The sequence below is a fragment of the Bradyrhizobium ingae genome, from assembly GCF_055791185.1.
Window position 1 is genome coordinate 31,705 of sequence record NZ_JBVUBB010000005.1, and the last position, 25,166, is coordinate 56,870.

Annotated in this window: 21 protein-coding genes; 6 read left to right on the top strand and 15 right to left on the bottom strand. The window is 64.7% G+C overall.

Annotated features, from left to right (window positions below; all coding sequences use genetic code 11):
• Positions 1-155: 155 nt before the first annotated feature.
• On the bottom strand, positions 156-1,766 hold the full coding sequence (locus ACV1FX_RS09320; RefSeq protein ID WP_473117255.1) for a flagellin N-terminal helical domain-containing protein: 1,611 nt from the start codon (positions 1,764-1,766) through the stop codon (positions 156-158).
• Positions 1,767-2,010: 244 nt separating this feature from the next.
• Entirely contained in the window at positions 2,011-3,621 is a 1,611-nt protein-coding gene (locus tag ACV1FX_RS09325; RefSeq protein ID WP_473117256.1) for a flagellin N-terminal helical domain-containing protein, read from the bottom strand.
• A gap of 327 nt (positions 3,622-3,948) precedes the next feature.
• On the opposite strand from ACV1FX_RS09325, the gene flbT reads away from it, so the two are divergent.
• Complete coding sequence (gene flbT / locus ACV1FX_RS09330) at positions 3,949-4,386, top strand: flagellar biosynthesis repressor FlbT (protein ID WP_473117257.1); 438 nt, start codon at positions 3,949-3,951, stop codon at positions 4,384-4,386.
• 79 nt (positions 4,387-4,465) lie between these two features.
• On the opposite strand, the gene ACV1FX_RS09335 is transcribed toward flbT, so the two are convergent.
• From ACV1FX_RS09335 to ACV1FX_RS09375, 9 genes are all read right to left on the bottom strand, one after another.
• A complete protein-coding gene (locus ACV1FX_RS09335) occupies positions 4,466-5,968 on the bottom strand; it encodes a pyridoxal phosphate-dependent decarboxylase family protein (protein WP_473117258.1) in 1,503 nt (500 codons plus the stop codon).
• Positions 5,965-7,215: an ATP-grasp domain-containing protein gene (locus ACV1FX_RS09340; protein ID WP_473117259.1), complete on the bottom strand. Its 1,251-nt coding sequence runs from the start codon at positions 7,213-7,215 to the stop codon at positions 5,965-5,967. The genes ACV1FX_RS09335 and ACV1FX_RS09340 overlap by 4 nt, the downstream gene beginning before the upstream one ends.
• 1 nt (position 7,216) lies before the next feature.
• Positions 7,217-8,794: a hypothetical protein gene (locus tag ACV1FX_RS09345; protein WP_473117260.1), complete on the bottom strand. Its 1,578-nt coding sequence runs from the start codon at positions 8,792-8,794 to the stop codon at positions 7,217-7,219.
• A gap of 9 nt (positions 8,795-8,803) precedes the next feature.
• On the bottom strand, positions 8,804-9,586 hold the full coding sequence (locus ACV1FX_RS09350; RefSeq protein ID WP_473117261.1) for a hypothetical protein: 783 nt from the start codon (positions 9,584-9,586) through the stop codon (positions 8,804-8,806).
• Between the two features lie 71 nt (positions 9,587-9,657).
• Positions 9,658-11,550: a flagellin gene (locus tag ACV1FX_RS09355; protein ID WP_473117262.1), complete on the bottom strand. Its 1,893-nt coding sequence runs from the start codon at positions 11,548-11,550 to the stop codon at positions 9,658-9,660.
• Positions 11,551-11,570: 20 nt separating this feature from the next.
• Entirely contained in the window at positions 11,571-13,439 is a 1,869-nt protein-coding gene (gene flgK, locus ACV1FX_RS09360) for a flagellar hook-associated protein FlgK (RefSeq protein WP_473117263.1), read from the bottom strand.
• A 38-nt stretch (positions 13,440-13,477) separates the two neighbouring features.
• Positions 13,478-15,262 carry a flagellar hook-basal body complex protein gene (locus ACV1FX_RS09365; protein WP_473117264.1) on the bottom strand — a complete coding sequence of 595 codons (1,785 nt, stop codon included), beginning with the start codon at positions 15,260-15,262 and terminating at the stop codon, positions 13,478-13,480.
• 180 nt (positions 15,263-15,442) lie between these two features.
• The gene (gene msrB, locus ACV1FX_RS09370) at positions 15,443-15,955 is read right to left on the bottom strand and encodes a peptide-methionine (R)-S-oxide reductase MsrB (RefSeq protein WP_473117265.1); all 513 of its coding nucleotides are present in this window, start codon (positions 15,953-15,955) and stop codon (positions 15,443-15,445) included.
• Between the two features lie 96 nt (positions 15,956-16,051).
• On the bottom strand, positions 16,052-17,515 hold the full coding sequence (locus tag ACV1FX_RS09375) for an NAD(P)/FAD-dependent oxidoreductase (protein WP_473117266.1): 1,464 nt from the start codon (positions 17,513-17,515) through the stop codon (positions 16,052-16,054).
• Positions 17,516-17,613: 98 nt separating this feature from the next.
• Here ACV1FX_RS09375 and ACV1FX_RS09380 point away from each other — a divergent pair, with 98 nt between their 5' ends.
• The 3 genes from ACV1FX_RS09380 to ACV1FX_RS09390 are packed head-to-tail and all read left to right on the top strand — an operon-like array spanning position 17,614 to position 19,099.
• Entirely contained in the window at positions 17,614-18,150 is a 537-nt protein-coding gene (locus ACV1FX_RS09380) for a SixA phosphatase family protein (RefSeq protein WP_473117267.1), read from the top strand.
• Positions 18,151-18,196: 46 nt separating this feature from the next.
• Positions 18,197-18,622: a universal stress protein gene (locus tag ACV1FX_RS09385; protein ID WP_473117268.1), complete on the top strand. Its 426-nt coding sequence runs from the start codon at positions 18,197-18,199 to the stop codon at positions 18,620-18,622.
• A 15-nt stretch (positions 18,623-18,637) separates the two neighbouring features.
• The gene (locus tag ACV1FX_RS09390) at positions 18,638-19,099 is read left to right on the top strand and encodes a hypothetical protein (RefSeq protein WP_473117269.1); all 462 of its coding nucleotides are present in this window, start codon (positions 18,638-18,640) and stop codon (positions 19,097-19,099) included.
• 13 nt (positions 19,100-19,112) lie between these two features.
• Here ACV1FX_RS09390 and ACV1FX_RS09395 read toward each other — a convergent pair whose 3' ends face one another.
• A complete protein-coding gene (locus tag ACV1FX_RS09395) occupies positions 19,113-19,427 on the bottom strand; it encodes a DUF1127 domain-containing protein (RefSeq protein WP_473117270.1) in 315 nt (104 codons plus the stop codon).
• A 107-nt stretch (positions 19,428-19,534) separates the two neighbouring features.
• Between ACV1FX_RS09395 and ACV1FX_RS09400 the strand changes: the two genes are divergently transcribed.
• Positions 19,535-20,878: an aminotransferase-like domain-containing protein gene (locus ACV1FX_RS09400; protein WP_473117271.1), complete on the top strand. Its 1,344-nt coding sequence runs from the start codon at positions 19,535-19,537 to the stop codon at positions 20,876-20,878.
• A gap of 27 nt (positions 20,879-20,905) precedes the next feature.
• Here ACV1FX_RS09400 and ACV1FX_RS09405 read toward each other — a convergent pair whose 3' ends face one another.
• Positions 20,906-21,478 carry a YdcF family protein gene (locus ACV1FX_RS09405; RefSeq protein WP_473117272.1) on the bottom strand — a complete coding sequence of 191 codons (573 nt, stop codon included), beginning with the start codon at positions 21,476-21,478 and terminating at the stop codon, positions 20,906-20,908.
• A gap of 87 nt (positions 21,479-21,565) precedes the next feature.
• Positions 21,566-22,168: a hypothetical protein gene (locus ACV1FX_RS09410; protein ID WP_473117273.1), complete on the bottom strand. Its 603-nt coding sequence runs from the start codon at positions 22,166-22,168 to the stop codon at positions 21,566-21,568.
• 76 nt (positions 22,169-22,244) lie between these two features.
• Here ACV1FX_RS09410 and ACV1FX_RS09415 point away from each other — a divergent pair, with 76 nt between their 5' ends.
• On the top strand, positions 22,245-22,679 hold the full coding sequence (locus tag ACV1FX_RS09415; protein WP_473117274.1) for a hypothetical protein: 435 nt from the start codon (positions 22,245-22,247) through the stop codon (positions 22,677-22,679).
• A gap of 3 nt (positions 22,680-22,682) precedes the next feature.
• On the opposite strand, the gene ACV1FX_RS09420 is transcribed toward ACV1FX_RS09415, so the two are convergent.
• Positions 22,683-25,082, bottom strand: a complete 2,400-nt coding sequence (locus ACV1FX_RS09420) for a putative bifunctional diguanylate cyclase/phosphodiesterase (RefSeq protein WP_473117275.1) — start codon at positions 25,080-25,082, stop codon at positions 22,683-22,685.
• Between the last annotated feature and the right edge of the window lie 84 nt (positions 25,083-25,166).

Sequence of the window (25,166 nt, forward strand, 5' to 3'; positions counted from 1 at the left end):
TCACGTCAAAGCTAAATGCGAGCGCATGCGCTGTAAATCACAGCACTTGTCATACACCGATCTCAGCTAATCGAGTCTTAGCGATCTCATTCAAATAGAACGGCGAGGCATCAGCCTCGCCGCGAAATCTCGAAGCAGGTCCGTCAGCTCCGCGACTACTTGAGCAATTGCAGCACGCTCTGCTGCGACTGGTTGGCGAGCGACAACGCGGAGACCGCGATCGACTGCCGCGTCGACAGCGCCTGGCTGTTCGCTGCCTCCTCGTTCGTATCGGCAAGCGTCAGGCTGGAGGAACCGGTCTGCAGCACGTTGATCAGGTTCTTGCTGAAATCCTGGCGGATCTGCACGATCGACAAATTCGAACCGAGCGTCGATGCTTCTGCACGAAGCGTCGTGCTTGCCGAATTGAGCGACGTAAGGACGGCGTTCGCCGAATTGGTGTCGAGGAAATCAACGCTCTGGGTCAGTGGCGCAAGGCTGAGACCGGCATAGTTGAACGTTACGCCCTGAATGGTCAGCGTGGATCTTCCCGTTTCGTTGAACACCAGCTTCAGCGTATCGCCATTCAGCAGGTTCACACCATTGTAGGAGGAGTCCTGGGCAGTCGTATTGATCTGTGCCAGCACGTTGTTGTACTGCGAGACTAGATTCGCACGAGTGGCCTGCGAATCCGGGTCGGCGACAGGGGCCGGCGCGATCAGGCCGTAGAAGGGCTGACCACTCGCCGCAGCCGTGCCGCCGATCGTGCCGATCGTCGAGGACGCCGCATCGTTGGACGTCACGATGTTGAGGTGACCCGTGGTGTCGATCGTTGCTTGCAGGTTATTCGCCGCCAGCGCGGCATTGAGCTGATTGAGCGTCGAGATCTGCCCGGTGCCGGTGCCGAAGGTGATGTTGGTCTGGGTACCGCCACCGGTCGCATTGATCTGCAACGTCTTGCCGCTCAGCGGGGGCGGGACGCGGGCGGTGGCGCCGGCACTGAGGCCGAGCGCCGTGAGCACGTTGCCTGAGCCGGAGATCGTCAGATCCTGCGTCGTGCCGGTGCTCAGCACAAGCTGACCAGAACCGTTGACGGTCGAAGCCGTCGCGGTGCCGGTGATGCTGTCGATCGCGGACAGCACGGTCTGCACCGTCAAGTTACTGCCAGAGCCGATGCCGATGGTGACGTTGCCAAAGGAATCGGTGGTTGAGGTGGTCTGCGAGGTCGAGAAGGTGATAGTCTTGTTGTCGATGGTCAGGACCGAGCCGTTGGCGATGGCTGTGCCGAGGTCGTCGGAACCCGCGGCGGCGGTGCCGACAAGCTTGGTCGCAGCCGTGATGTTCTGTGCGCCACTCGAGTTGTCGTTCTGAATGGTGGTGCCGGTGACCGTGTTGTTGGTGTAGGCCGAGCCGAGCAGGTTGTTGGGGGTTGCACCGGTAATCGCGGCCGACGTGACGTTGGACTTGGGTGAATAGCCCGTCGGGCTTTGAAGCACCTGGCTCGCGATCGACTTGGCGCTGTCGACCAGCTTCTGCAGCGAGGTGATGCCGGTGTTGGCCGCCTGCAGCACCTGAACGCCGTTGCTGATGCCGTCGAGGAGATTGCTGATGTCGCTGGCGCGGTTGTCGAGCCCCTGCGCAGTGAAGAAGTTGGTGGGGTTGTCGAGCGCGGTGTTCACCTTCTTTCCGGTCGCAAGGCGCTCCTGCGTCGTCGCGAGCAGGTCTGCCGTCGACTGAAGCGACAACAGGTTCTGGCGAACTGATGCCGAAAGAACGATGTTGGACATTGGCGGATCTTCCTGTTGGGACGCGAAACCGGTACGAATCGGGGCTCGCCGATTGGAGAATTGGCTTTTGTCCAGTTTTAGGGGGTGTCCTTTAAATTAAGGTTAATGGCGGCTTAAGCCGCAAGGTTAACGATCGGTTAACGCCAGGGTCCGCAAACGCCCGGCCCGCCGTATCGCGAGACGAAAAAAAGCGGCGGGGCAAATGCCCCGCCGCGATGTTTTGGTTAGCGATTTTCGCCGCGTATCAGCGGAGCAGCTGCAACACGCTCTGCTGCGACTGGTTGGCCAGCGACAGCGCCGAGACAGCGATCGACTGGCGGGTCGACAGCGCTTGGCTGTTGGCCGCTTCCTCGTTGGTGTCGGCCAACGTCAGGTTGGACGAGCCAGTCTGCAGGACGTCGATCAGGTTCTTGTTGAAGTCCTGGCGGATCTGCACGACCGACAGGTTCGAACCGAGCGTCGACGCTTCCGAACGCAGCGTGCTGCTGGCCGCATTGAGCACGGTCAGCTCCTTGTTTGCCGAAGCGTTGTCCAGGAAGTCGGTACCCGAGCTCAGGCTCGACAGACCGAGGCCGCCGGTGTTGAAGGTAACGCCGGTGATGCTCAGCGTCGACTTGCCGGTTTCGTTGAACGTCAGCTTCAGCGTATCGCCATTCAACAGGTTGACGCCGTTGAAGGACGCGTCCTGCGCCGTGGTGTCGATTTGCGCGAGCACGTTGTTGTACTGCGCAACCAGGCTGGCACGCTGGGCCTGCGAGGTCGGATCGGCGACCGGAGCCGCCACGGTGGAGCTGTGGAACGGGCCGGCGCTGGTAATGGCCGAGCCGCTGAGCGCGCCGATCGTCGAGGACGCCGCGTCGTTGGTGGTCGTGATGGAGATCACGCCGGTTGAGTCGATCGAGGCCTGCAGGTTGTTGGCCGACAGCGCCGCATTGAGCCCGTTCAGCGTCGAGACCTGGCCGGTACCGGTGCCGAAGGTGATGCTGGTGCCAGCGCCGCCGCCGGTGGCAGCGATCGTCAGCGTCTGGCCGGAGATAGCGGGCGGGGTGCGCGCGGTGGTACCGGCCGACAGGCCGAGGGCTGTGAGCACGTTGCCCGAGCCGGAGATCGTGAGGTCCGAGGCAGTACCTGTGCTCAGCACGAGCTGACCAGAACCGTTGACGGTCGAAGCCGTCGCGGCGCCGGTAATGGTATCGATCGCGCTAAGCACCGTCCCCACCGTCAGGGTGCTACCCGATTTGATGCCGATGGTGAAGTTGCCCGAGGCGTCTTGGGTCGAGGTGGTCACGGTGTTGTCGAACGTGATGGTCTTGCCGTTGACCGTTAGGACAGAACCGGTGGTGATGGCCGTGGCAAGGTCGTCGGACGTACCACTGGAGGTACCAACCAGCTGGGTCGCGGCCGTGATGTCGACAGAAGTCGTGTTGTCGTTCTTAATAGTGGTGCCGGGGGTGGAAGTGGCGTTGGTGTAGCCCGTGCCCAGCAGGTTGCTGGCGGTCGCGCCGGTGATGGCGGTCGAGGTCACGGTCGACTTGGTCGAGTAGCCCGTCGGGCTCTGCAGCACCTGGTTGGCGATCGACTTGGCGCTGTCGACCAGCTTCTGCAGCGAGGTGATGCCAGTGTTGGCGGCCTGCAGCACCTGGACGCCGTTGCCGATGCCATCGAGCAGGTTGCCGATGTCGCTGGCGCGGTTGTCGAGGCCCTGCGCGGTGAAGTAGTTGGTGGGATTGTCGAGCGCCGAGTTCACCTTCCGGCCAGTCGACAGACGGGACTGGGTGGTGGCGAGGAGGTCGGCGGTGGACTGGAGGGAGAGCAGGTTCTGACGAACCGATGCGGAGAGAACGATACCGGACATACTGTTACCTTTCTGGTAGTAGCTACGCGTCCTGTTTGACCGAGATTGATCAAACGACCGGCGGACGGTGCGTCCAAGCCTCTAACAATCCGTGAAATGAAACCCGCGCTTTTGTCCGCCTCGGGCCGAAACGGTATCTCGCAACGGTTCAGGCCGGCTCCTTGTCATCCGCCAACATATTGAAATAATTCGCTTTTCGGCGATGCGCGCCGGTGTTTACGACGCGTTAACCACATTCAGCAAGGATCAGGCCCAATCGGAGCCGACAGCCGTCATTGACTGGGTGCGCCTGTCGCTCATTTACAAAAGCGTTGATGGAGAACAGGCATGGCTCTCAAAGTCGAGCTCAGACCGCACGAACGCATCATCGTCGGCAATTGCGTGATCACCAATACAGACCAGCGTGCCCGCCTCCTGATCGACGGCGAGAATGTACCGATCCTGCGCGAGCGCGACATCCTCACCCCCGATACCGCGAACAGCCCGGCAAAGCTCGTCTATCTGGCGGTGCAGTTGATGTATATCTCGCCGGATCCGCAGACCCAGCACGGCACCTATTTCAACCTGGTGCGCGACATCGTAACTGCCGTGCCGAGCGCATGGCCGATCATCGAAGGCATCAACAACAATATCATGAGCGGCGATCTCTATCGCGCGCTCAAAGAGGCCCGCAAGCTGATCGCCTATGAAGACAAGCTGCGGGACCAATACGAGGCCACGCATCCGAAGGACGACGTCAAGGGCAACGTGAGTTCGGCAGCCTAGACGCCTCGCAGAGATCTTCAAACGAAACCGCCCCGGACCTGGTCCGGGGCGGTTTCGTTTTCAGGACGCCCTCGAGGGACTACTGCGCCGCGAGCGGCGGCGCGTCGATCTCGATCAGGCCATCTCCCGATCGCCTCGCACCGAAATCCAGCACGGCGGCAACCAGCGCATCGATGTCGGTCACGTCCGTGCGGTGATTGACGATCGCCGCGCGGATCGCAAACTTGCCGTCCAGCGTCGTGCTCGAGGGCGCGGCGACGCCCGATACCTGGATGTCGGCCACGATCTCGCGATTGATCTCGTCGTCGGCACGATATCGGAAGCAGACGATGTTGAGATTGACCGGCGCCAGGAGTTCGAGCCGAGGCTCGGCAAGAACGCGCGTTTCGAGATATCTGGCGAGCGCGCAGGTGTGCGCGATCATGGCGCCCAGCCTGTCAGTGCCGAACGTCTTCAATGTGAACCAGGTTTTCAGTGCACGAAAACTACGCGACAGATCAGGGCCAAAATCACACGGCCAATGCGAGCCCGCAGCCAGCCCCCTCGCCTCGCGCCGCAGATACGCCGCAGGCTGCGCAAAAGCCTGCCGATGCTTCTCACCGTCGCGCACCATCAGGAAGCCGGCGTCATACGGCACCTGCCCCCATTTGTGGAAATCGAGCGCGATGGAATCGGCAAGCTCGATACCGGCAAGGCGCGGCGCCAGTTCAGATGAAAGAATCGCCAGTGCACCGAACGCACCGTCGACGTGGAACCAGATCCCTTCCTCGCTGCATAGTTGCGCAAGAGCGGCAAGATCATCGATCGCGCCGATATCGACGGTGCCTGCAGACGCGACCACGAGAAACGGCTTGAAACCGACGTCGCGATCGACGGCGATCTGCGCTCGCAGAGCGGCAATGTCGATGCGATGCTCCGCATCGACATCGATCTGGCGCAGCGCATCGGTGCCGAGTCCAGCCATGTCCATCGCCTTCGCGATGCAGCCATGCGCCGCCTTCGATGTGTAGGCGGTGAGCAGCGCGCCGTCATTGCCGATGCCGTGCTGACGTGCAAGCGTACCCAGCGCGTTCGTGCGGGCCACCAGCACCGCCATCAGGTTCGCCATCGACGTGCCCGTGACGAAGATGCCGCTGGCACCTTGCGGAAAGCCGAATAGCTCTCGCATCCATGCGGTGATCTGCCGCTCGACCTCGATCGGCATGTGATCGCGGCCACCGAGATTGGCGTTGAGCCCGGCCGCCAGCATCTCCGCGAGCATGCCGACCGCAGTACCGCCGCCATGCACCCAACCCATGAAACCGGGATGGACGTTGCCTGTCGCGTAAGGCGCGATCACATCGGCGAACTCGCGATAGACGTCGCCGAGATCGGTCGCCGCGCGCGGCACATCCGCCTTCATTTGCGCGCGAACACTGTCCGGCGCGGGCTGCCACACCGCCCGTTCGCGCACATTGGCAATGGAATCGATCGTCTCGTCCAGCATACGGTGAGCGAGCGCACGGAACGCACTCCAATCCTGCGGATCGAGCGAAGTGCTTGCGGGTGCGCTCTGGATATCGCCCCGGATGATCTCGTTCACGCCCTGCTCCCGTCCGCCTTCGCGTGTCGCGACAGCATCGACGTGAACGCGGCAAAGATCTTGCGCATCTGCGGCTGCTTGTACGGAAACACGTCCGGCGAGTCCATGTTGTGCACAACGGCCGTGTTGTCGGCCTCGAAGATCAAGAGCTCGCCGCGTTTGTTCTCGGCGCAGTCGATGGTGAAATAGTCCAGCCCCACGCGAGCGATCATCTCGTCGAGCGCCGCACTATGACGACTCGCGAAGGCAACATCGAAGTCGCGCATGAAGTCGGCTTCCTCCGCGCGCTTCTCTTCGCTGAAGGCCATGTAGGCGTTGAGGTACCAGATGTCCCAGCGGTCGGCGATCGCCATGTGACAGGCGTACGGCCTGCCGTCGACGATGGCGAGCCGATATTTGCGGAAGAGTCCGTCGGCGCTGGAATAGTCGACGAAGCGTGCGACGAAGAATTCCTGCTCCTGCCGCCCGGCCAGATACTCGCTGAGCGCCGCGGCATCATCGACCTTTGCCAGTCCCACGCCCGCATGCGTGCCGCGCGGCCGCACGATCATCGGGAAGCGCAATTCGCCCGTGATGTCCTCGCAGCGGGTCCGCGCTTGCGACAGACCCGACAATTGCGCGCGCGTCGCGCAGACCGTCGCGGGAATGTCGAGGCCCGCCGTACCGGCGAGCAGGCGATGCAGCTTGTCGCGATCGAGGTTGGCGATGCGATCCGGACGGTTGAGCAACGGCCTTGGCCAGCTCGCGGCGGCATTGCCGATCGCAGCTAACGGCTCGCGGCATTCTTCGGAATCGGATGCGACGACGATGGCGACGTCGTGATCCGGCAGCGGCTCCGGCAGGCCGACGCCCTTGACGACGTAGAGTGTCAACAGCTCGATGTCCGAGCTTTCGAGCAGGAATTCGATCGGGGTGTTGCCGCCCATGTCGATGGCCGCAGCGAGCGCGAGCACGCGCAACGCCGGCTTTGCGACGGCGCAAGGCGAGCGGAACAATTGATGGAAGGCGAGCACCTCGGCCTGGATCGCAAGGCCCGCCTCCTTGTCGCCGAGAAGCTGCGCGATCAGCGACAGGTCGAGCCCCTCGCCGGCCTGCGCGGTGCCATCGGCGATCTTGCTCACGAGCTGATCACGCAGCGGCCGCAGATCGACGCCGACGAACGCCTGATGCGTCAACCGCGCAAAGCCGATACGATCGGCAACTTGCGCCGCGCTGACGCCAAGCGGATACGAAACTTCGGACTGCATGTCAGGCTCCGGATGCAGATGTCGCGCTGTTGGTGCGGCCAAGCAGCAGCTCGATCTTCGCCAGCACGTGGGCGATGCGCTCGAGAACTTGCTGAAGATTTCTTTGCCCTTGCGCCGCGTCCGCCGACCACGCCCCGGTCACGAGCTGCGCGCCCACGCAGAGCCGCAGCAGCGCTTGCGTGCCGTCCGGCCGCTGCAGCCGCACCGGCTGGCCGACGAGACAGCGCTGCGCGGCCACCTGCCGGTCCGCGGCGCTACCGACGTCGACGTCGCTCACGTCGCGTGCGAGCGCACGATAGATCGCGTTGGTATCGGCAGTCGTGGCCGGGCGGCCGTCGCGCAGAAGCATGACGGGAAAGATCGTGTCGTGAACGAATTCCTCGTCGTCCACGCTGCTCCGGCGCGAGGTGGACGTGATCGCGCGGAGCGTAGGCGTCAAGGCGATCATGTCGTCGATGCCGGCCCTGAGCTCGCCGAGCGCCTTGGCGCGGAAGGCACCGGGCAGCGCGTAGTAGCTGGCGATCTCCGCCAGTGCCGCTTCCCAGCGCAGCCACTGACCGAAGTTCGGCCGGCGCTCGAAACGCGATCGCAGGCCGCTCCAGCCCTTCGGCCAGTCGAAGCGGCTGGCGTAGTCGAGGAAGCCGGGCGCAATCTCGTTCAGGCGATCGAGAGCGCGGGCAAATCCCTTGGGCACCAGGAGCGCGCCGCTGAAGGCGGGCCCGCCGAAGAATTTCGAGCCGCTGACCAGCACCATGTAGCCGCGATCCAGATAGAAGCGCAGCCGACGCCGCCCGAGCCGCATCTGGCAGGCATCGACCGCAATCTGAACTCTGCCTGGCCAGCGTTTTGCGATCTCGTCGAGACAGGCCTCGCTCGGCGCGCGCCAGCCGAGCTTCGAGGAGTCCATGATCTGAAGCAACACGGGCGCGCCCTGGGCGACCACCATGGTGATTGCGCGAAGCACCGCGGAGTCGGCGTCCGCCTCATCCATCAGCGACAGCGCAACACTGTCGCTGCCGAGACCTGCGATCGGACCATCCTTGCGGACCGACACGCCGCTCGCCGTCACCGAGCTGAAATGACGCCCGCGCGCGGTGAACGCTGTTCCGCTTCCAGTCTGGTCGGAGCCGACGACGATGGTGACCGGCGGCGCACCGAGCACGGCGCGCGCCAGGAACAGCGCGTGAAGCTGCGCATCGGTGCCGGACGGCGAGAACACGACATCCACCCGCGGCGAGAGCTGGAGATGGGTGCGCAGTTCGTCGCGCATGTCCTCGATGCGGGCGTCGAAAGCGACCTCAACCTCGTCGAACAGCGATTTGTGCACGAGTTCCTCGCGCGCGAGCGCAGCGCGCTCATAGGCCGCTTGCGAGATCGAGGATGCGGTCGAGGATGCAAAATTCCAGATCTCGGGCGTCGGCTGCGGCGCGCAGGCGTAGGCGTTGAGACCATCGCGCGGATCGAGCGCCAGGCGCTGGTCGCCACCGGAGGCAAGCAGCGTCTCCAGCGGCGTGAAGAGGTCGCGCAGCCCGTATCGCGGGCCGTCTTCAGCTCGCAGGCGGGGTGCGCCGAGGCTCATCCCGAAAGCTCACGCGGCGTCTGCTGCGGCGGCGGGTGCCGGCGCGAATTGCGAGGTGATGTCGCCGTGGAACACCGACGGGCCGACATGATCGAGCGAGCTCTGGAGGTCGGCCCAGATCTCGCCGCCGATATCGGTCCAGCGCTTGCAGAAGGCGAAATCCTCGGAGAGATAGGTGCCGGTCGCCGGGTCGATCATGCATTCGAACAGCGCGAAGCGGTTCTGGCTCGCAGCCAGCGTGTCGTGGGAATGCTCGCGGAAGAACTGCAAGCTCGCATAGTTCGGGTGCCGGCACATCGCCTCCAGCACGTGACGGCGAATCATGAGGAATCCGGTGCCTGCGTAACGCACGCGGGTAAATCCGTTGACGACGACGATGCGGTCGGGATCCTCGATCTCGAGCACGTAATCGAGCGAGGCCGCCGGCACGTCGGTCCGGCCGGCCTGGATCGCCCGCCCGGCCTTGTCCCAGTTGACGCGCTTGATCGGATAGCAGCCGGCGACGACGTCGGCCCCGCATTCGATCAGCCGGAACACCTGTTCGGGCTTGAACCCGATGTCGGCGTCGATGAACAAGAAATGCGTCGCCTTGGGATCGTCGAGAAACATCGCGACCAGATTGGCCCGCGCCCGGGTGATCAGCGCGTCGCCGTCGCGCAGGAGCACCTTGAGCTCGAGATTGGACATGCCGTGCACGGCGCGCTGGAGCGCGAAGATCGAGCTCGCATAGATGCTCGACACCTGGCCGCCGAAACACGGCGTCGCCACCACAAGCTGCATCCGATCCGACATCAATTGCCCCGCGCGCCCCAATTCCTCACCAAGAGGTAAACAGGCATGGTTAATGGAGCCTTAACGCTCCCTTACAGGAACTTGACGAGCGAGAGCTGCGCCAGGTTCGCCGTGGTCTGGTAGGACGCCTGGAGCGCGTTCTGGAGCGCCAGGATCTCGCTCGCGACCTGGTCGGGAGACGCCGACTCGGCCTGGTCGATGATGGACTGAAGCTGCGCCTTGGCCTGAGTCTGACGCGTGGTTGCGTCCTTCATCGTGTTCTGGGCCATCGCGATATCGGTCTGGATGTCCTCGATCTTCTGTTGCCCGGGCTGCGGCGTCAGCGCCTGCGTCGTGCGCAGGCTCAGCGCCGCGACCTGGGCCCCGGAATATTGCCCGGTCGGCGAGGTCGAGAACGTGCCGAACACGGCGATCGCCTGCAACTGGGTGCGGATCGCATCCTCGTCGGCCTGGGCGCCATATTGCACCGTGATGGAATCGTCGACCCGCGCGACCGCGGTCGAGCGCGGTGAGCCGGGCCCGTCATTGCCAGTGTACCATTTCACCGTATTGGCGGAGCCGTTCACCAGCGTCGTCGCAGAGCTCGCCGGCGAAGAGCCCACGCGCAGCGGTGGTTGCGTGGCGGTGATCGGGGACGAGCTGAACCCCAGCGTGTTCAGCGCGGCCGTGGCGCCCGGAGTCGAGCCCGAGATGTTCAGGCTCGCCGCATCGTCGGTGTTGATCGTGACTACGCCGCCATGGATCGTCGACGGCTTCGAGGTGCCCGTGATCGAATCGATCTTGCTGAGCAGGGTCTGGATGCTGTCGGTGACGTTGAGCTGATTGCCGGTCGCACCCGAGCCGACGAAGCTCAGCGTGGTGCCGTTGACGGTGATGGAATCGCCGACCGAGAAGCCGGGTGATATCGAGTCCGAGGGAGCCGTGCCGGACAGCGCTGTCGCGCCCGTGGCCGTGGTCGAAGCCGGCGGCGCGGCCTGATTGGAGACTGCCGCCGTTCCCGTCGCCGAGCTCGCGGTGTTGAAGAAATTGTCGCCGGCGGTGACGGCGGATGCCGCCACCAGCGAAGTGTTGGCAAGCTTCTGGATCGCGGTGTTCAGCGCGGCGTTGAGATTCGTAGCGGTGTTGCCCGGAGTGGTCGTATCGATCGCAAAGCTGCCGGTCGGCGTCGGCGTGGCGGTCGACGCGGTCAGGTCGATCTGCTCGGTCGTGCCGTCCGGAAGCGTGAACTGGACGCTGAGCTTGTCGCCATTGTTTGGATTGGTGCCGTTGAGGTCCACCGAAAACGACACCGGCGAGCCGCTCGGACCCGTGACCGTCGCGCCCGTCAACGTCGAGGAAACGGCCGCGATCTTCAACCCGAAGGGCGATCCCGCGGCGTCCTCGGACACTTGCACAGAGCTCGGCGTCGGCTGCGTCTGCACCAGCCGGCCCATGCCGTTGGCGCCGAGATCGGCCGCCTGGCGCTCCGCCATGACGGTCTTCAGGCCGGCCTGCGTCGTCGTCCCGTTGATGATGTCGTCGGCATTGGCGACGGACTGCGTGTTGAAGGCGGTCCCGGAGAACAGATAGCGGTTGCCTGACTGCGTGTTGAGGACGCCGACCATCGAGCCGAACTGGGCGGCGGCGGTGTTCTGCGCGATCGTCTGGCCGTTGACGTTGAGATCCTGGGCGGTGCTGGCGGAGCCAGTCTGTACCGTGTTGCGGATCGTCGTCAGCGACTGGAGCGCGGTGTTGGCGAGGTTGATGTTGACGTTCACGTTGGTGATCGTGTCGGTGTAGGCGGCGATGTTGGAAAGTTGCGCGCGCCCGGCGATCGCAAAACCTTCGTTGGTCCCCATGCCGGAATAAGTCTGCGACAGCTTGCCGGTCGAGAGCTGTGTCGACAGATCGGTGAGCTGCTGATTGATGTTGCGGATCTGCGCGCCGAGGACCGACGAAGAATAGTTGATGCTGCTGATCGACATCTTTCAGAGCCCTGTACTGGTTACACTTGAGCCTGGAGCAATGTGTTCATCATGCTCTGCACCACCGACATGACATGGGCATTGGCGGCATAGGCATTCTGGAGCTGAATCAGGTTCGACATCTCCGAGTCCAGATTGACGCTGGAGGTCGAGTTGAACTTCGCCTGGAGGGTCGAGACGACCACGCTCTGGCCCTGCTGGAGCGCCGTCGCCTGGGTCGAGGCGTTGCTCTGGATGCTCAGAAACTGCTGCAGATAGCTCGAGACCGTGCCGCTGAATGGCTGGCTCGACGAGCCCAGACCTGTCGTCGGCGAATAGGAGAACACCGAGCTGGTAAGCTGCGTGTAGAGAAAGTCCGATCGCGTGGTATCGCCCGCGGGCGTCACCGGCGAGGTGTTGTAGACCGAGATCTTGCTCGGGTCGCTCACGACCGCCGCGTTCACCCCGATACGTCCGGCAAGTCCAGTCATCTGCGACCCCGACGAGGTGATCGCGCCGGTGTAGAGCGCGCTGCCGTCAGTGAACAACGGCAATTGCGCGTTGCCCGACTGGAGCGCGGAGATCGTCTTGGTCACCGAGGCCGACTTGACCGTGCTCGCACCGGTGCCGTCGTCCGTGATCTGGAGCGTGGTGCCGGAGCCCGCAAACGACAGATGGGTTGTGCCGGCGAGCGCGGTGTTGAGCGTGGACAGGATCGTGGCCATCGGCGCGGAGAAGTCGACGCCGACCTTGAGCGGATTGGCATTGGTGGCGTTTTGCAACGGCAGCGCCGCCGGATCCGTCACGTTGACGATCGTGATCTGGCGCTGGGTGTTGGTCGCGGCGTCGGTGTAGGCCAGGTTGACCGAATTGCCAGGCGCCGTATTGGAGATGTCGACCGTGAAGCCGGACGGCGGGCCGGCCACGGCCGTTCCGGCCGTGGTCTTGTCGGACATGGCGCTCGCCATCGTCGCGGCGAGCTGGTCGACCTGGGTCTGCGCCTGCACCAGCGTCTGGTCGCGCAGCTTGAGGTCGGCCGCGATCTGTCCCGACGACACCACGTTGTTGGCGACGACGTCGATCGACGAGCCGTTCGGCAGCGAGATGTTGAATGCGCCGACGCCGGATTTGGCCGGATTGCTGTCATAGAGCGAATTCGCCGTCAGCGCGCCAGCGGACGAGAAGGTGAACTTCGAGGCCAGCCCCGCGCCGACGAGCTGGATGCCCGTGCTGGTATAGACGTTGGCCTGGTTGGAGCCGTCGGTAACGACGCGGACGTCGACATATTTCGACAGCGTGTTGATGGCCTGGTCGCGCTGATCCATCAGCGTCGCCGCCGACGGATCGCTCGAGCTCAGGCCTTGCAGCTTGGTATTGATGTCGGCGATCTGCTGCATCGCCGCGTTGGCCTGCTGCGCCGAGGTGCTCAGATCCTGCTCGGCATTGCTGCGCAGCGACTGGATGCCCTTGGTAGTGAGGTTGAGCTGCTGCGCCAGCGACTGCGCCGCAGCGACCGCGACGGTCTGCGCAGACGACGCGCCTGCGCTCGTCGACAATGCCTGCAACGCACTTGTGAAATCGTTCAGCGCGGTTTCGAGCGTGCCGCTGCCGCCGGGGTTGCCGTAGACATTCTGAAGCTGCTTCAGAATGTTGGCCATCTGGTCGGCGTAGCCGCCGCCGCCGATCTCGGTGCGGAGCTGGCCCTGCACATAGGCATCGAGGTCGCGGCTGACGCCGGTGGTCGTCACCGTCGAACCGAAGTCGCCGGTGGTGACCTCGATCTGGTTCGGCGACTGCGCAACGTAACCCGGCGTCTGCGAATTGGCGACGTTCGAGGAGACGATCGAAAGCGCGGCCTGGTTGGCGCGCAGGCCGCTCATTGCGCTGGCGAGGGATGAACTCAAACCCATGTTACTGCCCGCCTCTGGTTACGCTGCGTCGGCGCTGATCAGCGCAACACGTTCAGGAGATCCTGCACCATCGAGTTCGCCGTCGTGATGACCTTGGTGTTGGCCGAATAGGCCTGCTGGGTCACGATCAGCTTGGTGAATTCGTCGGCGATGTCGGTGTTCGATCCCTCAAGCGACGAGCCGCTGATGCTGCCGGAAGCGCCGTCGATCGCCGGGCCCGACTGGTCGGTCACGGCATAGGCGCCGCCGTCCATCGCCTTCAGATAGTTGGTGCCGTTGAAGTGCGAGAGCGTCACCGCAGCGAGATCGAGGTTCTGGCCGTTGGAGAAGGTGCCGACCACGATGCCGTTGTTGTTGACGGCGACCGAGCGGAGCTGGCCGGCGGCGTAGCCGTTCTGCGTGATGGTGTTGATGGTGACGGCGCCGCTGGTGCTGGCATATTGCGTCAGTCCGCCGGAGGAGATGTTGAAGGCCACCGAGCCCAGCGACTGGCCGCCGACGGTGACGTTGGGGATGGTGATGCCTGAACCGCTCGGGGAACTGAGCGAGCCGTCGCTGGCAAAGGTGAAATTAGTGCCGGTGTTGATCCAAGCCGTCTGGGTGCCGGTCGCATCGGCGTTCGACTGATAGAACAGGTTCCAGGTGTCGGAGTGCCCGGTCCCGAGTGAGGAGCTGTCGACCTTGGCCCAGCGCAATTGCAGGTTCACCGGCGTGCCGGAAGCATTAAACGCAGTCACTGCGCCGCCGCTGATGGACTCCTTGGTGAAGGTCGAAACGTCGTTGCTAGTCACGACGCTGTTGCCGGTGCCGCGGGCCTGCGATACCGGGCTCGTGAAACCGAGCGCGGAAAAGGCGGACGACGCACTCGTGATGGTAAGGTCCTTCATGGCGCCGGTGTGAAGCGTGATGGCGCCGCCGCTGATCGTCGGTGCCACGCCGGTGATGCCGCCGATCGCCGTGAGCAGATCGCCGACGGTATCGTCCGCGCGAACATGGGTAGAATCCTGCAGGCCGGTGCCGGCCGCGGTGATGGTGATGGTGGTGCCGTCGACCACGATAGTGTCGCCGGCGGCGAAGCTGGTCGTCAACGAGTCGCTGGGCGCGGTGCCCGACAGCGCCGTCGCTGAGGTGATAGGAGCAGGCGCGGAAGCCTGGTTGTTGACGGCCGTGCCGGTGACCGTCGCATCGACATACGGCAACGGACTCGACGCGAAATCGGACGGATTAAGGCCACCATAGGCCACGAGCGAGCCGCTCGCCGCCGTCGAGCTCGCCAACGTGTTCGGCTGGCTCGGCAGGTTCGCCGCATACTGGATCGCGGTGGTCGCCTGCGCCGGGACGAAGTTGTTCTGGAATTGCAGCACCGTCGGCACGTTGCCGAGCGCGTTGCCGGTCTTCGGGTCGACCGCGACGCCCATCAGGTAGTAGCCGGCGCCGTTGACGAGATTGCCGTTGGCGTTGACCTGGAAGTCGCCGCGGCGGGTGTAGTAGTTGACGCCGTCGAACACCGGCACGTTGTCGACGACGCCGCTCGCCTTCTGCACCGAGAAGAAGCCGTCGCCGGTGATCGCCATGTTGGTGGCGACGCTGGAGGATGAGATCGTGCCCTGGGTGGTGATGGTTGCCTGGGCATGCGCGGTGACGCCGCCGGCGACCTGCTTGCTCGGCACGGAGGCGTCCGGGATGAGATCCTCGAAGCTGGTTCCGATGCCCTTGTAGCCGGTGGTGGATGAGTTCGCGATGTTGCCGGAAATGTTCTGCAGCGCATAGGACTGCGCCTGCAGCCCCCCCACCGAGGTGTTCATTGCATCGAAGATACCCATAACTTTGTCTCCAAATCCGATCTCGGCGGCCGCCGGACCCATGGCCGCATTCGAAAGGAGACATCGCAAGGGCTATGCCAATGCGGGTATTCTCAGGAAATCAATGACTTAAATAGACATGCCCCGGCCGTGAGACCGGGGCACAATTGCCGAGCCGGCAACAATTGCCGGGCGCAAGGCTCAAGTCGCGGACGCCGCCGCCGGGTGGAAGACCAGCCCGAAACCGTCAATGCAGTAGCGCAATCCGGTGGGCTTCGGACCGTCGTCGAAGACGTGGCCGAGATGGCCGCCGCAGCGCCGGCAATGCACCTCGGTGCGGACCATGCCGTAGGTCCGGTCCTCGGTCTTGCCAACATTGCCTTCGATCGGCTGGTAGAAGCTCGGCCAACCGGTGCCGCTCTCGAACTTGGTGTCGGAGGCGAACAGCGGCAGGTCGCAGCCGGCGCAGGCGAAGATGCCCTTGCGATGCTCCTTCAGAAGCGGACTCGAGCCGGGCCGCTCGGTGCCGTGGTTGCGCAAAATCTCGTACTGCTGAGGCGTGAGCTGGGCGCGCCACTCGGCCTCCGTCTTCTCGACCTCGAATTTCTCCGCGGCCTTCTCTCCAGCCTTGGCCGGGGTCGCTCTCAACCAGCGGAACGCCGTCAGGCCGAAGAGGCCGGCAACGGACGTCAACAGGATGCGGCGGTCAAACATCTCTTTCTCCGTGCGAGGGACTTTTCACCTGTCCACGCGCTGAGATACGGGCTTCAACGCGCGACGTTACACCGTCAGGCGGAGTTTTTTCTCAAATTATTGCGAGACGCCCTGCTCCTCCGACACGGCCTCCTCGGCATGCGGCACCGGTTCCGGCCGCGGGGCGGGCCGAACCGGGCGCACGGCGCCGGGCGGAGTACGCCGCGGACCCGTGCCGGCGGCCCGATTGGCCTCAGCCAGCTTCGCCTCGCGCGCCCTCTCCCTGACCCGTGCCCGGTCGCGGTAACGCGCGAGCGCACCGGCGGCGGCCGAGCTCGCCCTGCCCCAGAGCCCGATCATCTGGCCGGCGGCGCGCCCGGTCATCCCGCCCGCCCAGACCAGTTCGAACGACGAGAACAGGCGCCAGCGGTCGTCGCCCCGGAAGATGCCGCGGGCGATGAGCTGCCCAGCCATGGCCGAGGTATTCATGCCCTGGCGGCCAAAACCGCTTGCCACCCACAGTCCTTTGCGGAGCTGCCCGATCTGCGGCATGCCGTGCACGGTCTGGCCGGTGGCCCCGCCAAACATCTCGGCGATCTCGACCTCGCCGAGATTCGGAAGGATCGTGCGGATCCGGCGCTTGATGGCGCCCGCGAAGCGCTGCGGGCTCGCCGCCCATGTCGTCTCCGGGCTTTCCCACATCAAACGGTCGCGGTCGACGACGCGGAAATGATCGATGCCGTCGGTATCCATCACCGATCCCTTGAAGGCGAGGATCTCGGAGAGGCGCTCGCCGAGCGGCGCGGTGACGCCTGCGTAGCGCCAGACCGGCAGCAATGTGTCCGACAGGCGCTTCAGCGGCGCGCCGAGATGGATGTTGCCGGCGAGCACGATATGCGTGGCGCGCAGGCGTGCCGACGGCGTCACGATACGCTTGCGGATGCCGGAATGATCGATGCTGACGACCGGCGTCTCCTCGAAGATGCGCGCGCCGGCCCGCCGCGCCAGGGCCGCGAGGCCGTGGACATATTTCCTGCCGTCGACGTGGAACGCCCTCGGGTAATAGACGCCATGGAAATAGCGGTCGGACTTGAGCACTGCGCGCACGCGATCAGCCTGCCAGCCCTCGGCCTCGGTATCGAAATCCTCGTTCAGCATCTGGAGCCGGCTGATCAGCCGGTCCCCGGCATCGATATTGGAAACCTCGAGCACGCCGTCGCCGAGGCCGATCCCCGGGATCGCCTCTTCGGTGGCGTTGGCGCGCACGAATTTGGCGCCCTCCTTCGAAAGCGCCCAGAGTTCGCGCGCGTCCTCGAAACCGATGCGCTCGATCAGATCGGCGAGCGGAAGCGCAAAGCCCGGCATCACGGTGCCGAGCTGGTTGCCGGACGCGTTCCAGCCGACATGCCGGCCCTCCAGCACCGCGACGCTGGCCCCGAGCCGAGCCGCCTCCAGCGCGATCGTGAGCCCGGCGAGCCCAGCGCCGATCACGCAGATATCGGCGTCGAGATCGAACGACAGCCGCTCGCGCTCGCGAAAGCCGACTTCTTCCTGGGACACGCTTGTGTAAGTCTCGCTCATGTCGTTTTCTTAAGGCACCGGTCAGGCGCTTGTCACCTTGTCCTGAACCGATGCCTGTGCCTGTACATTAATTACGACTGTAATGATTCGAGAATGCCATGCGCCGTTTGATGCTGCTGCGTCACGCCAAGACCGAGACTGACGCACCGAGCGGCCGTGACCAGGACCGCCGTCTCGACGACCGGGGCCATCGGGATGCAGCCCATATGGGCGACTGGGTCGCCCATCATCCGCCGTTCCCCAATACCGTGCTGGTTTCGCCCGCCGTGCGGGCCAGGCAGACCTGGGACATCGCCTGGGAAACCATGAAGAATCGTGTCGCGGAGCCCCAGGTCGAATTGCTGCCGGAACTCTATGGCGCCGGTCCCGCGCAGCTCCTGGAAATCATTCGCATCGCAACCGTTCCGGCCTCGCCGAAGAACCTGATGCTGGTCGGTCACAATCCGGGCATGCATGAAATTGCATTGATGCTGATGGGCAGCGGTGATGAAGCCGGCCGGAAGGCCCTCGCCCACAATCTGCCCACAGCGGGACTTGCGGTCTTCGACTTTGACGTCAAGGATTGGGGCGACGTGGCGTACCGCCGCGGGAAGCTGGTGCTGTTCGTCAGCCCCAAGTTGCTGAAGCAGGCATGAGGACACAGGGCGCCGTCCTCGGCCGTCGAAAGACAGGGAGGCGCAGATGTTCAAGTCCATTCTCGTGCCCATCGACCTTGCCGACACCGACCTCGCAAAACCTGCGATCGCAACGGCGGCGACGCTGTCGCAGACCTGGAACGGCACGGTGCGCCTGCTCAACGTGCTGCCGATGACGCCGGTCATGCTGGCCGAATATGTGCCGGCGGATTTCGACGAGCAGCAGCGCCAGACCTCGGAGGAAGCCCTCGCGATCGTCGCGCGCGAGTCCGGTATCGACGCCCCGCGCATCTCCAGCGTGGTGCGTCAGGGCGGCATCTATCACGAGATCCTCGAGGAAGCGGCGCACATGAAGGCCGAGCTCATCGTCATGACCTCGCACCGCCCGGCAATGCGGACCTATTTCCTGGGCTCGAACGCCGGCCACGTGGTGCGCTACGCCAAATGCTCGGTGCTGGTGGTCAGGCACTGACTTCGGAGCAATCGCATGCGGGACTGGTGGCGCAAATGGAGTTACGAAGTCCCGCTCGCGATCGGAGATGCGCTCTGGGAGGTGCTGGTCGTACAACTGGCGGCGCTGCTGGACAGGTTGACGGTACGGAAGGTCATCGCCTTCATCCCCGTCGTCATTCTGATCCTGGCCTACTACCACAGGATCCCGATCCCGCCCGAGCTGATGCTGGTCGGCGATCTCCTTGCCTATATCGACGTATTCTCGGTGTTGTTCCTGCTCGGCGTGCTGAGCCGCGTCACGACGATCCTGTACGTCGTCAAACAGGCGTCGGCACGGATAACGGCACTCGTCGACAACGTCGCCATGCATGCGCGACGTCTCGGCCTTCGACACCGGCGCGAACACGGCGCCGCGACGAGGCCGCGCCGCAAGCCCGATCGTTCCGACGACGATCGAGCCTTTGGCGCAGCATGGGGACAGGCCGCAATCGCCTGATCCCCGCGGTTGGCTACAGATACCGCGCCAGTTCGGCTTTCACCTGTCCGTAAACGGCATCCTCGATCTGCGAGCGCGTGATCCCGATGTCGCGCAGCGCGCGGTCGTCGAGCTCGTTCAGCGTTTTGACGGCGGTGCGGCGCTCCAGGAAGTCGAGCAGCGCCGAGGCGCCGTTGACGAGCGAGCGGAGGAATCCGCCTGATGAGGGTGGGCTGAGAGGCTGCCCGGCAGTTTGCGAGACGGTGGTCATGTTTCTTCTCCGGCCAATGTCCCGCGCGGCGAAAGCGATGCCGCCGGCACAGATGCTGATCGGCGTCTGCTCCTTCATTGCCCTCGGATTGCTCGCGCAGCCGGGGTTCAATCGCGGAACTTGATGGAACTTAAATGCTCCAGTACAATCCTCGGTGCAAGGAAAACATTGCTCTCGGTGCAATAATGTCCAAGTTCGAGTACGTGAAGCTGGCCGATGCCATTGCCGCCGATATCGCTAACGGCGCGTTAAGGCCGGGCGACCGCCTGCCGCCGCAGCGCAATTTCGCCTATGAGCGCGGCATTGCCGTCTCGACCGCGAGCCGGGTTTATACGGAGCTGCTGCGTCGCGGCCTCGTCGTCGGCGAGGTCGGCCGCGGCACGTTCATTTCCGGCGAGGCGCGACGCGGGATCCCGGCTCCCGCCGAGCCGCACGGCGCGCGCATCGACTTCGAGTTCAACTATCCGCTCCTGCCGCAGCAATCGGCGATGATCGCAAAGAGCCTCGCCGGTCTCGAGCGCCCCGAGGGGCTCGAGGCCGCGATGCGGCCCGCAACGAGCACCGGCACGCAGGCAGCTCGGAGCATTTCCTCATCATTCCTTGCGCGCAACGGCTGGACGCCTGCCGCCGATCATCTCGTCTTCACCTCCAACGGACGGCAATGCATCGCCGCCGCGCTTGCCGCGCTCGTGCCTGCGGGCGGGCGCTGCGGAGTCGAGGCGCTGACCTACCCCTTCATCAAGGGCATCGCCGCGCGGCTCGGCATCGCGCTGGTGCCGCTCGCGATGGACGAGCACGGCGTGCGCCCGGACGCGATCCAGAAGGCGCATCGCGAGGCGCATCTTGCCGCGCTCTATCTCCAGCCGACGATGCAGAATCCGCTCGGCATGACCATGCCGCTCGGCCGCCGCAACGACGTGCTGCGCGTCGCCGAGAAGCTCGACCTGCCGATCATCGAGGACACCGTCTATGGTTTTCTCACCGACGAGGTGCCCCTCGCCTCGCTCGCGCCGGACCGCTGCCTCGTGCTCGACAGCCTGTCGAAGAAGGTTGCGCCGGGGCTCGCGCTCGGCTTCATCGTCGCGCCGGCGCATTTGCGTGAGAGCGTGATGGCCTCGGTGCGCTCGGGCGGCTGGACCGCGTCGGGCTTTGCCTTTGCGGCGGGACAGCGCCTGATGATCGACGGCACTGCCGCCGAATTGTCGCGCCTCAAACGCATCGATGCGGGCAAGCGCCAGCATCTGGCCGCGCAGCGGCTCGCTGGCTTCGATATCCAGGCCGACCCGAAAGCCTATCATCTGTGGCTGTCGCTGCCGCCACATTGGCGCTCGCAGACACTGGTCGCCGCAGCCAGCCGCCGCGACATTGCACTGACGCCCTCGACAACGTTCGCGATCGCCAGTGGCCACGCCCCCAATGCGGTCCGCCTTGCGCTCGGCGCACCAACGTTCGAGCAGCTCGACACGGGCCTGCGCACACTCTCGGCGATGCTGCGCTCGAAGGAAGAGGATTTCGATTCGACGGAGTAACATGCCGGCCAGTAACGTGCCGACCTCTCACGCCGCCGGCCAGTCCGCGATGAAGCCCTTCGCCTTGTAAGGCTCGATCTTGTCCCATTCGTGCAGGACGCGCCGGCGAAACTCGGCATCGGTGTGCCAGAGCCCGCGTCGCGTTGCGAAACTGTCGACAGTGACGAGCATCTTGGCCGGCTCCGGCCAGTGGCGGTGCAGCGTCATGGGATAGCGACGCGCGGTCCAGGTATTGCCGAGGCAGATCACGCTGCGAATGTTTTGCAGCCCGAGCGCCGCATCGATGATCGGCAGCGAGAAGACGACGTTCTCCCCCGTATTCGTCGCCCGCTGCTCTTCGAGGATCCGATCCGCCGGAATGCCGGCTTCGACCATCGCTGCCTTGATCAGCTTGCACTCGGATTGCTCCGAACCCGGCGTCACGCCGCCGCTGACAATCGACCAGCGGAAATAGCCGTCCCGCCAAAGCCGGGCCGCGGTATCGGCGCGCAGCGCGACGTCCTCGCGGGTTCCAAACAGGAACAGCAGGTCAGCCGGCCAAAGCGGGGTTTCGATCAGATGCGTGGCATTGATCGCGGCGATCTCATCCGCCGTCGGCATTCGCTTGCTGCGCTCCATGACGATGAGGATGCGACACCGGCGCGCTGCGGCGAAGTCACGTTTGATGACCGCCGGTTGCAGCCGTCCCTATGGCAGCAGCGCCTCGGGCAGCCGGTCAAAGCTGTAGCTGCGCGGCTGATTGCGCCGGATGAAGCCGCCGATCTGCCAGGTGAACAATGCGGCGAAGCCGATGATGAACAGCGCGCCCGTGAATTCGGCGGTCACGACGGCGCGGACCAGGAGCCCGGCCATCGCCACCGCCAAAATCGCCAACAGCACGAGCGCGGCCGTGTAGGCGGCGCGCCCGAGGCCTGCGGTCAGCCTGGCACGGCTGCCCGCTTTCGCCATGCGAGCATGCAACAGGACGATGAAATCGCGAAAACCGCGATCCTGCGCGGCCATCAGCGCCGCGGTCTGCCAGGTCGTCGACAGGATCGAGATGCGGCGGCCATCCGCATGGCGAAGATCGGCGCGAAAGCGGTGCTGCTGCATCGAGACGGGCCGGTACGACAGCCTGATCGCCGAGATCTCGCCATAGCGCCACAGGCCGTAGCGGCCGGCGATTTGCCACGACAGGCCCTCATCCGTCAGTTCGAAGCGGTGCGCCGAGCCGATCAGCGACGCCTTGTAGGCGTAGCTCGTGACTTGCGCACTCGTGGCTTGCGCGCCGGCCTGCTGCACCTCGGACATCTCGATCGACCTTATCAACTTAGCGCGCGGCCCGATCGGCTTGCGCGACTGCCCTCGCCCATCCTACAAACGAGGCATGGCTGAGACGACCTTTTTCCCCCGTCACCTGATTCTCGGCGGCGCAATGATCGCGGGCATGCTGCTCGCGCTCGCGGTTCACATGCTGGGCGCGCGCTACGGACTCGACCTCGGCGGCCTTTGGCGCTTGGACACGCATGAGGTCATGCCGGCCGGTGCGGCGATCGCATGGTGGCTGATCGCCACTGTCGGCTTTTCGGGCGGCTACTTCACCGCAACGCTGATGCAGAGCGCCGTCTCGGGCCAAATCCCGCAACGGATGCGGCAGTTCCTGATCGCGGTCGGCGTGCTGCTGCTCGCGGGTGCCGGACAGGCAGCCTCCGCACCGAGCCCGATCCCGACCATCTCCGGCGTGCTGGCCGGCCTTGCCGCACTGGGCCTCGGCGCAGTGATGGCGTTCTGCGGTGCGCATTTCGCGCTCCGCAAGGGCTGACATTCAGGCAGAGGCCCGCAGGCGCGGCTTCGCCAGCATCATCGCAACTTCGGACGCCGGCCGCGGCGCGCTGAACAGATAGCCTTGCGCCTGGGTGCAGCCCTCGCGTCGCAAGAGCTCGAGCTGCGCATCGTTCTCCACGCCCTCAGCCGTAGTCACGATCCCGAGGCTTCGCCCGAGGCTGGTGACGGCGCGGACAATCGCCATCGAGTCGTCGCGCGTCGAGAGTTCGGACACGAACGAGCGGTCGATCTTGATCTTGTCGAAGGGGAAGCTGCGCAAGTAGCTGAGCGAGGAATAACCCGTGCCAAAATCGTCGAGCGATATCCGCACCCCTTGCGCGCGCAGCTCGTGCAGGATCGCAAGCGTCGCCTCGCTGTTCTGGAGCAGCACGGATTCAGTAATCTCGAGTTCCAGGCGCGCGGCGGCGAGCCCCGAGGCGGCCAGCGCCTCGGTCACCGAGGCGACCAGGTTCGGATTCTTGAACTGCACCGGCGAGAGGTTGACGGCAACGCCGATCTCCTCGGGCCAGGTGGCCGCATCGGCACAGGCGTTGCGCAGCACCTGTTCACCGAGCTGCACGATCAGGCCGGTTTCTTCGGCAAGCGGAATGAAGGCGACCGGCGGGATCAGGCCGCGTTCCGGGTGATTCCATCGGCTCAGCGCCTCAAAGCCCACGACGCGATCCCTGGCAACATCGCGGATCGGCTGGTAATGGACCTCGAACTCGTTCCTGCCCAGCGCGGCCCGCATGTCCATTTCGAGCAGCCGTCGTGCCTGCGCGCGGGCATCCATGCCGGTCTCGAAGAAGCGATAGGTGCCGCGGCCGTCGGCTTTGGCGCGGTACAGCGCAAGGTCGGCGTTCTTCAATAGCTCGTCCGGATTGCTGCCGTCCTGCGGCGACAGCGCGATGCCGATCGAGACGCCGATGATGATCTGATGGTCGGCGATCTCATAGGGCGCGGAAATCACCTCGACCAGGCGTCCGGCGAGCGCCGCGGCCGCGGCTTCCTCCTCCTTGCCGAGTTGGACAACGGCGAACTCGTCGCCCCCGAGCCGCGCCACGGTGTCTTTCTCGCCCACGCAGGCAGCCAACCTGCGGCCGACCTCCTTGAGCAGCGCGTCACCGATCGGATGCCCGAGCGAATCGTTGATGTCCTTGAAGTGATCGAGATCGAGGCACAGCATTGCGAGCTGGTCGCCGGACCTGGCGAGGCGCAGGCCCTGCTCGAGCTGCTCATGGAAGAGCACGCGGTTCGGCAGATTGGTCAGCGCGTCGTGACGCGCCATGTGGGAGATCTTGTCCTGCGCCGCCAGCCATTCGGTGATGTCCTCGAAGGTCGCGACCCAGCCGCCGCCCTGCATCGGCTGATTGACGACACGGATCGAACGGCCGAACCGGCGAACGATCGTTGTCGTGGTACGGCTGTCGCGAGCGTCGGCGACGACTTGCGCGAAGAACTCCTCCGGGTTGCCCTCCCACCTGCCCATCGCCTTCTGTTCCAGGAGCACATCGAGCAGTGTACGCCCGATCAACATCATGTCGGTCCGGCCCATCATCGCGGCATAGTGCTCGTTGAACAGCAGGATCCTGCCGTCCCTGTCGAACATGCAAAGGCCCTGCGACATGTTTTCGAGCGCGGTATCGAGCACGACCTGCTGGCGTCCCAATTCGCCCTTGGCGCGGCGATCGAGGATGGCGGCGACGAGCGCGATGGCGATGATGGCAGCCGCGGCGCTCGCGGTGAGCAAGGAGAGCGTCGCCGGCTCGATCGACAAGCCGTCGATGGCAAGCGTCGGATCCGGCGTCAGCACGACGGCGCCCATCGCCGTGAAGTGATGCGAGACGATGGCGAGCGTGAGCAGGCCGGTGGCGGTCATGGCATGCGAGAAATCGTCTCGCCGCGCGGCGACATGGACGGCAGCCGCACCGAACACGATTCCGAACAGGATCGAGGCGGCCACCGTGCTGCTCACCCAGCCGATATGCGCTGGCAGCTCCAGCGCCGCCATGCCGGTATAGTGCATGGCCGCGACGCCGCCCCCGACGATGGCACCGCCGAGAAGGACCCAGTGCGTGCGCTTGGACGATACCGCGATGCTCAGGCCCACGAAGGTTACCGAGATCGCGAAGATCAGCGACAGAACCGTCACCGGAATGCTGTAGGCGGCGCCGGCACCCGGCCCGTAAGCCAGCATCGCGATGAAATGCGTCGCCCAGATGCCGCAACCGCTGACGATGGCGTCGAGCGCAAGCCAGACCAGGCGCGCAGAGCCCAGTGTCGCGCGCGCCCGATGGAACAGGCTGATCGCTGCGGCGCTGGCGAGCAGGCAGACCGCGCCGCCCAGCGCGACCAGCTCCCAGTCATGCTGGTACGTCAGGCAATCAAGAACTTGGTACATATCGCAGGTCCATTTTCGGCACCTGCACTAAAGGGATGTAGTGGTGCACAGTCGGTAACTGGCTACATGCCGGCTCGGCGCATG

Bases quoted from the DNA above. Each gene is read 5' to 3' on its own strand.
- ACV1FX_RS09320 (WP_473117255.1), bottom strand. From the start codon at position 1,766: ATGTCCAACATCGTTCTTTCGGCATCAGTTCGCCAGAACCTGTTGTCG.
- ACV1FX_RS09325 (WP_473117256.1), bottom strand. From the start codon at position 3,621: ATGTCCGGTATCGTTCTCTCCGCATCGGTTCGTCAGAACCTGCTCTCC.
- flbT (WP_473117257.1), top strand. From the start codon at position 3,949: ATGGCTCTCAAAGTCGAGCTCAGACCGCACGAACGCATCATCGTCGGC.
- ACV1FX_RS09340 (WP_473117259.1), bottom strand. From the start codon at position 7,215: ATGCAGTCCGAAGTTTCGTATCCGCTTGGCGTCAGCGCGGCGCAAGTT.
- ACV1FX_RS09345 (WP_473117260.1), bottom strand. From the start codon at position 8,794: ATGAGCCTCGGCGCACCCCGCCTGCGAGCTGAAGACGGCCCGCGATAC.
- ACV1FX_RS09350 (WP_473117261.1), bottom strand. From the start codon at position 9,586: ATGTCGGATCGGATGCAGCTTGTGGTGGCGACGCCGTGTTTCGGCGGC.
- ACV1FX_RS09355 (WP_473117262.1), bottom strand. From the start codon at position 11,550: ATGTCGATCAGCAGCATCAACTATTCTTCGTCGGTCCTCGGCGCGCAG.
- flgK (WP_473117263.1), bottom strand. From the start codon at position 13,439: ATGGGTTTGAGTTCATCCCTCGCCAGCGCAATGAGCGGCCTGCGCGCC.
- ACV1FX_RS09365 (WP_473117264.1), bottom strand. From the start codon at position 15,262: ATGGGTATCTTCGATGCAATGAACACCTCGGTGGGGGGGCTGCAGGCG.
- msrB (WP_473117265.1), bottom strand. From the start codon at position 15,955: ATGTTTGACCGCCGCATCCTGTTGACGTCCGTTGCCGGCCTCTTCGGC.
- ACV1FX_RS09375 (WP_473117266.1), bottom strand. From the start codon at position 17,515: ATGAGCGAGACTTACACAAGCGTGTCCCAGGAAGAAGTCGGCTTTCGC.
- ACV1FX_RS09380 (WP_473117267.1), top strand. From the start codon at position 17,614: ATGCGCCGTTTGATGCTGCTGCGTCACGCCAAGACCGAGACTGACGCA.
- ACV1FX_RS09385 (WP_473117268.1), top strand. From the start codon at position 18,197: ATGTTCAAGTCCATTCTCGTGCCCATCGACCTTGCCGACACCGACCTC.
- ACV1FX_RS09390 (WP_473117269.1), top strand. From the start codon at position 18,638: ATGCGGGACTGGTGGCGCAAATGGAGTTACGAAGTCCCGCTCGCGATC.
- ACV1FX_RS09395 (WP_473117270.1), bottom strand. From the start codon at position 19,427: ATGAAGGAGCAGACGCCGATCAGCATCTGTGCCGGCGGCATCGCTTTC.
- ACV1FX_RS09400 (WP_473117271.1), top strand. From the start codon at position 19,535: ATGTCCAAGTTCGAGTACGTGAAGCTGGCCGATGCCATTGCCGCCGAT.
- ACV1FX_RS09405 (WP_473117272.1), bottom strand. From the start codon at position 21,478: ATGCCGACGGCGGATGAGATCGCCGCGATCAATGCCACGCATCTGATC.
- ACV1FX_RS09410 (WP_473117273.1), bottom strand. From the start codon at position 22,168: ATGTCCGAGGTGCAGCAGGCCGGCGCGCAAGCCACGAGTGCGCAAGTC.
- ACV1FX_RS09415 (WP_473117274.1), top strand. From the start codon at position 22,245: ATGGCTGAGACGACCTTTTTCCCCCGTCACCTGATTCTCGGCGGCGCA.
- ACV1FX_RS09420 (WP_473117275.1), bottom strand. From the start codon at position 25,082: ATGTACCAAGTTCTTGATTGCCTGACGTACCAGCATGACTGGGAGCTG.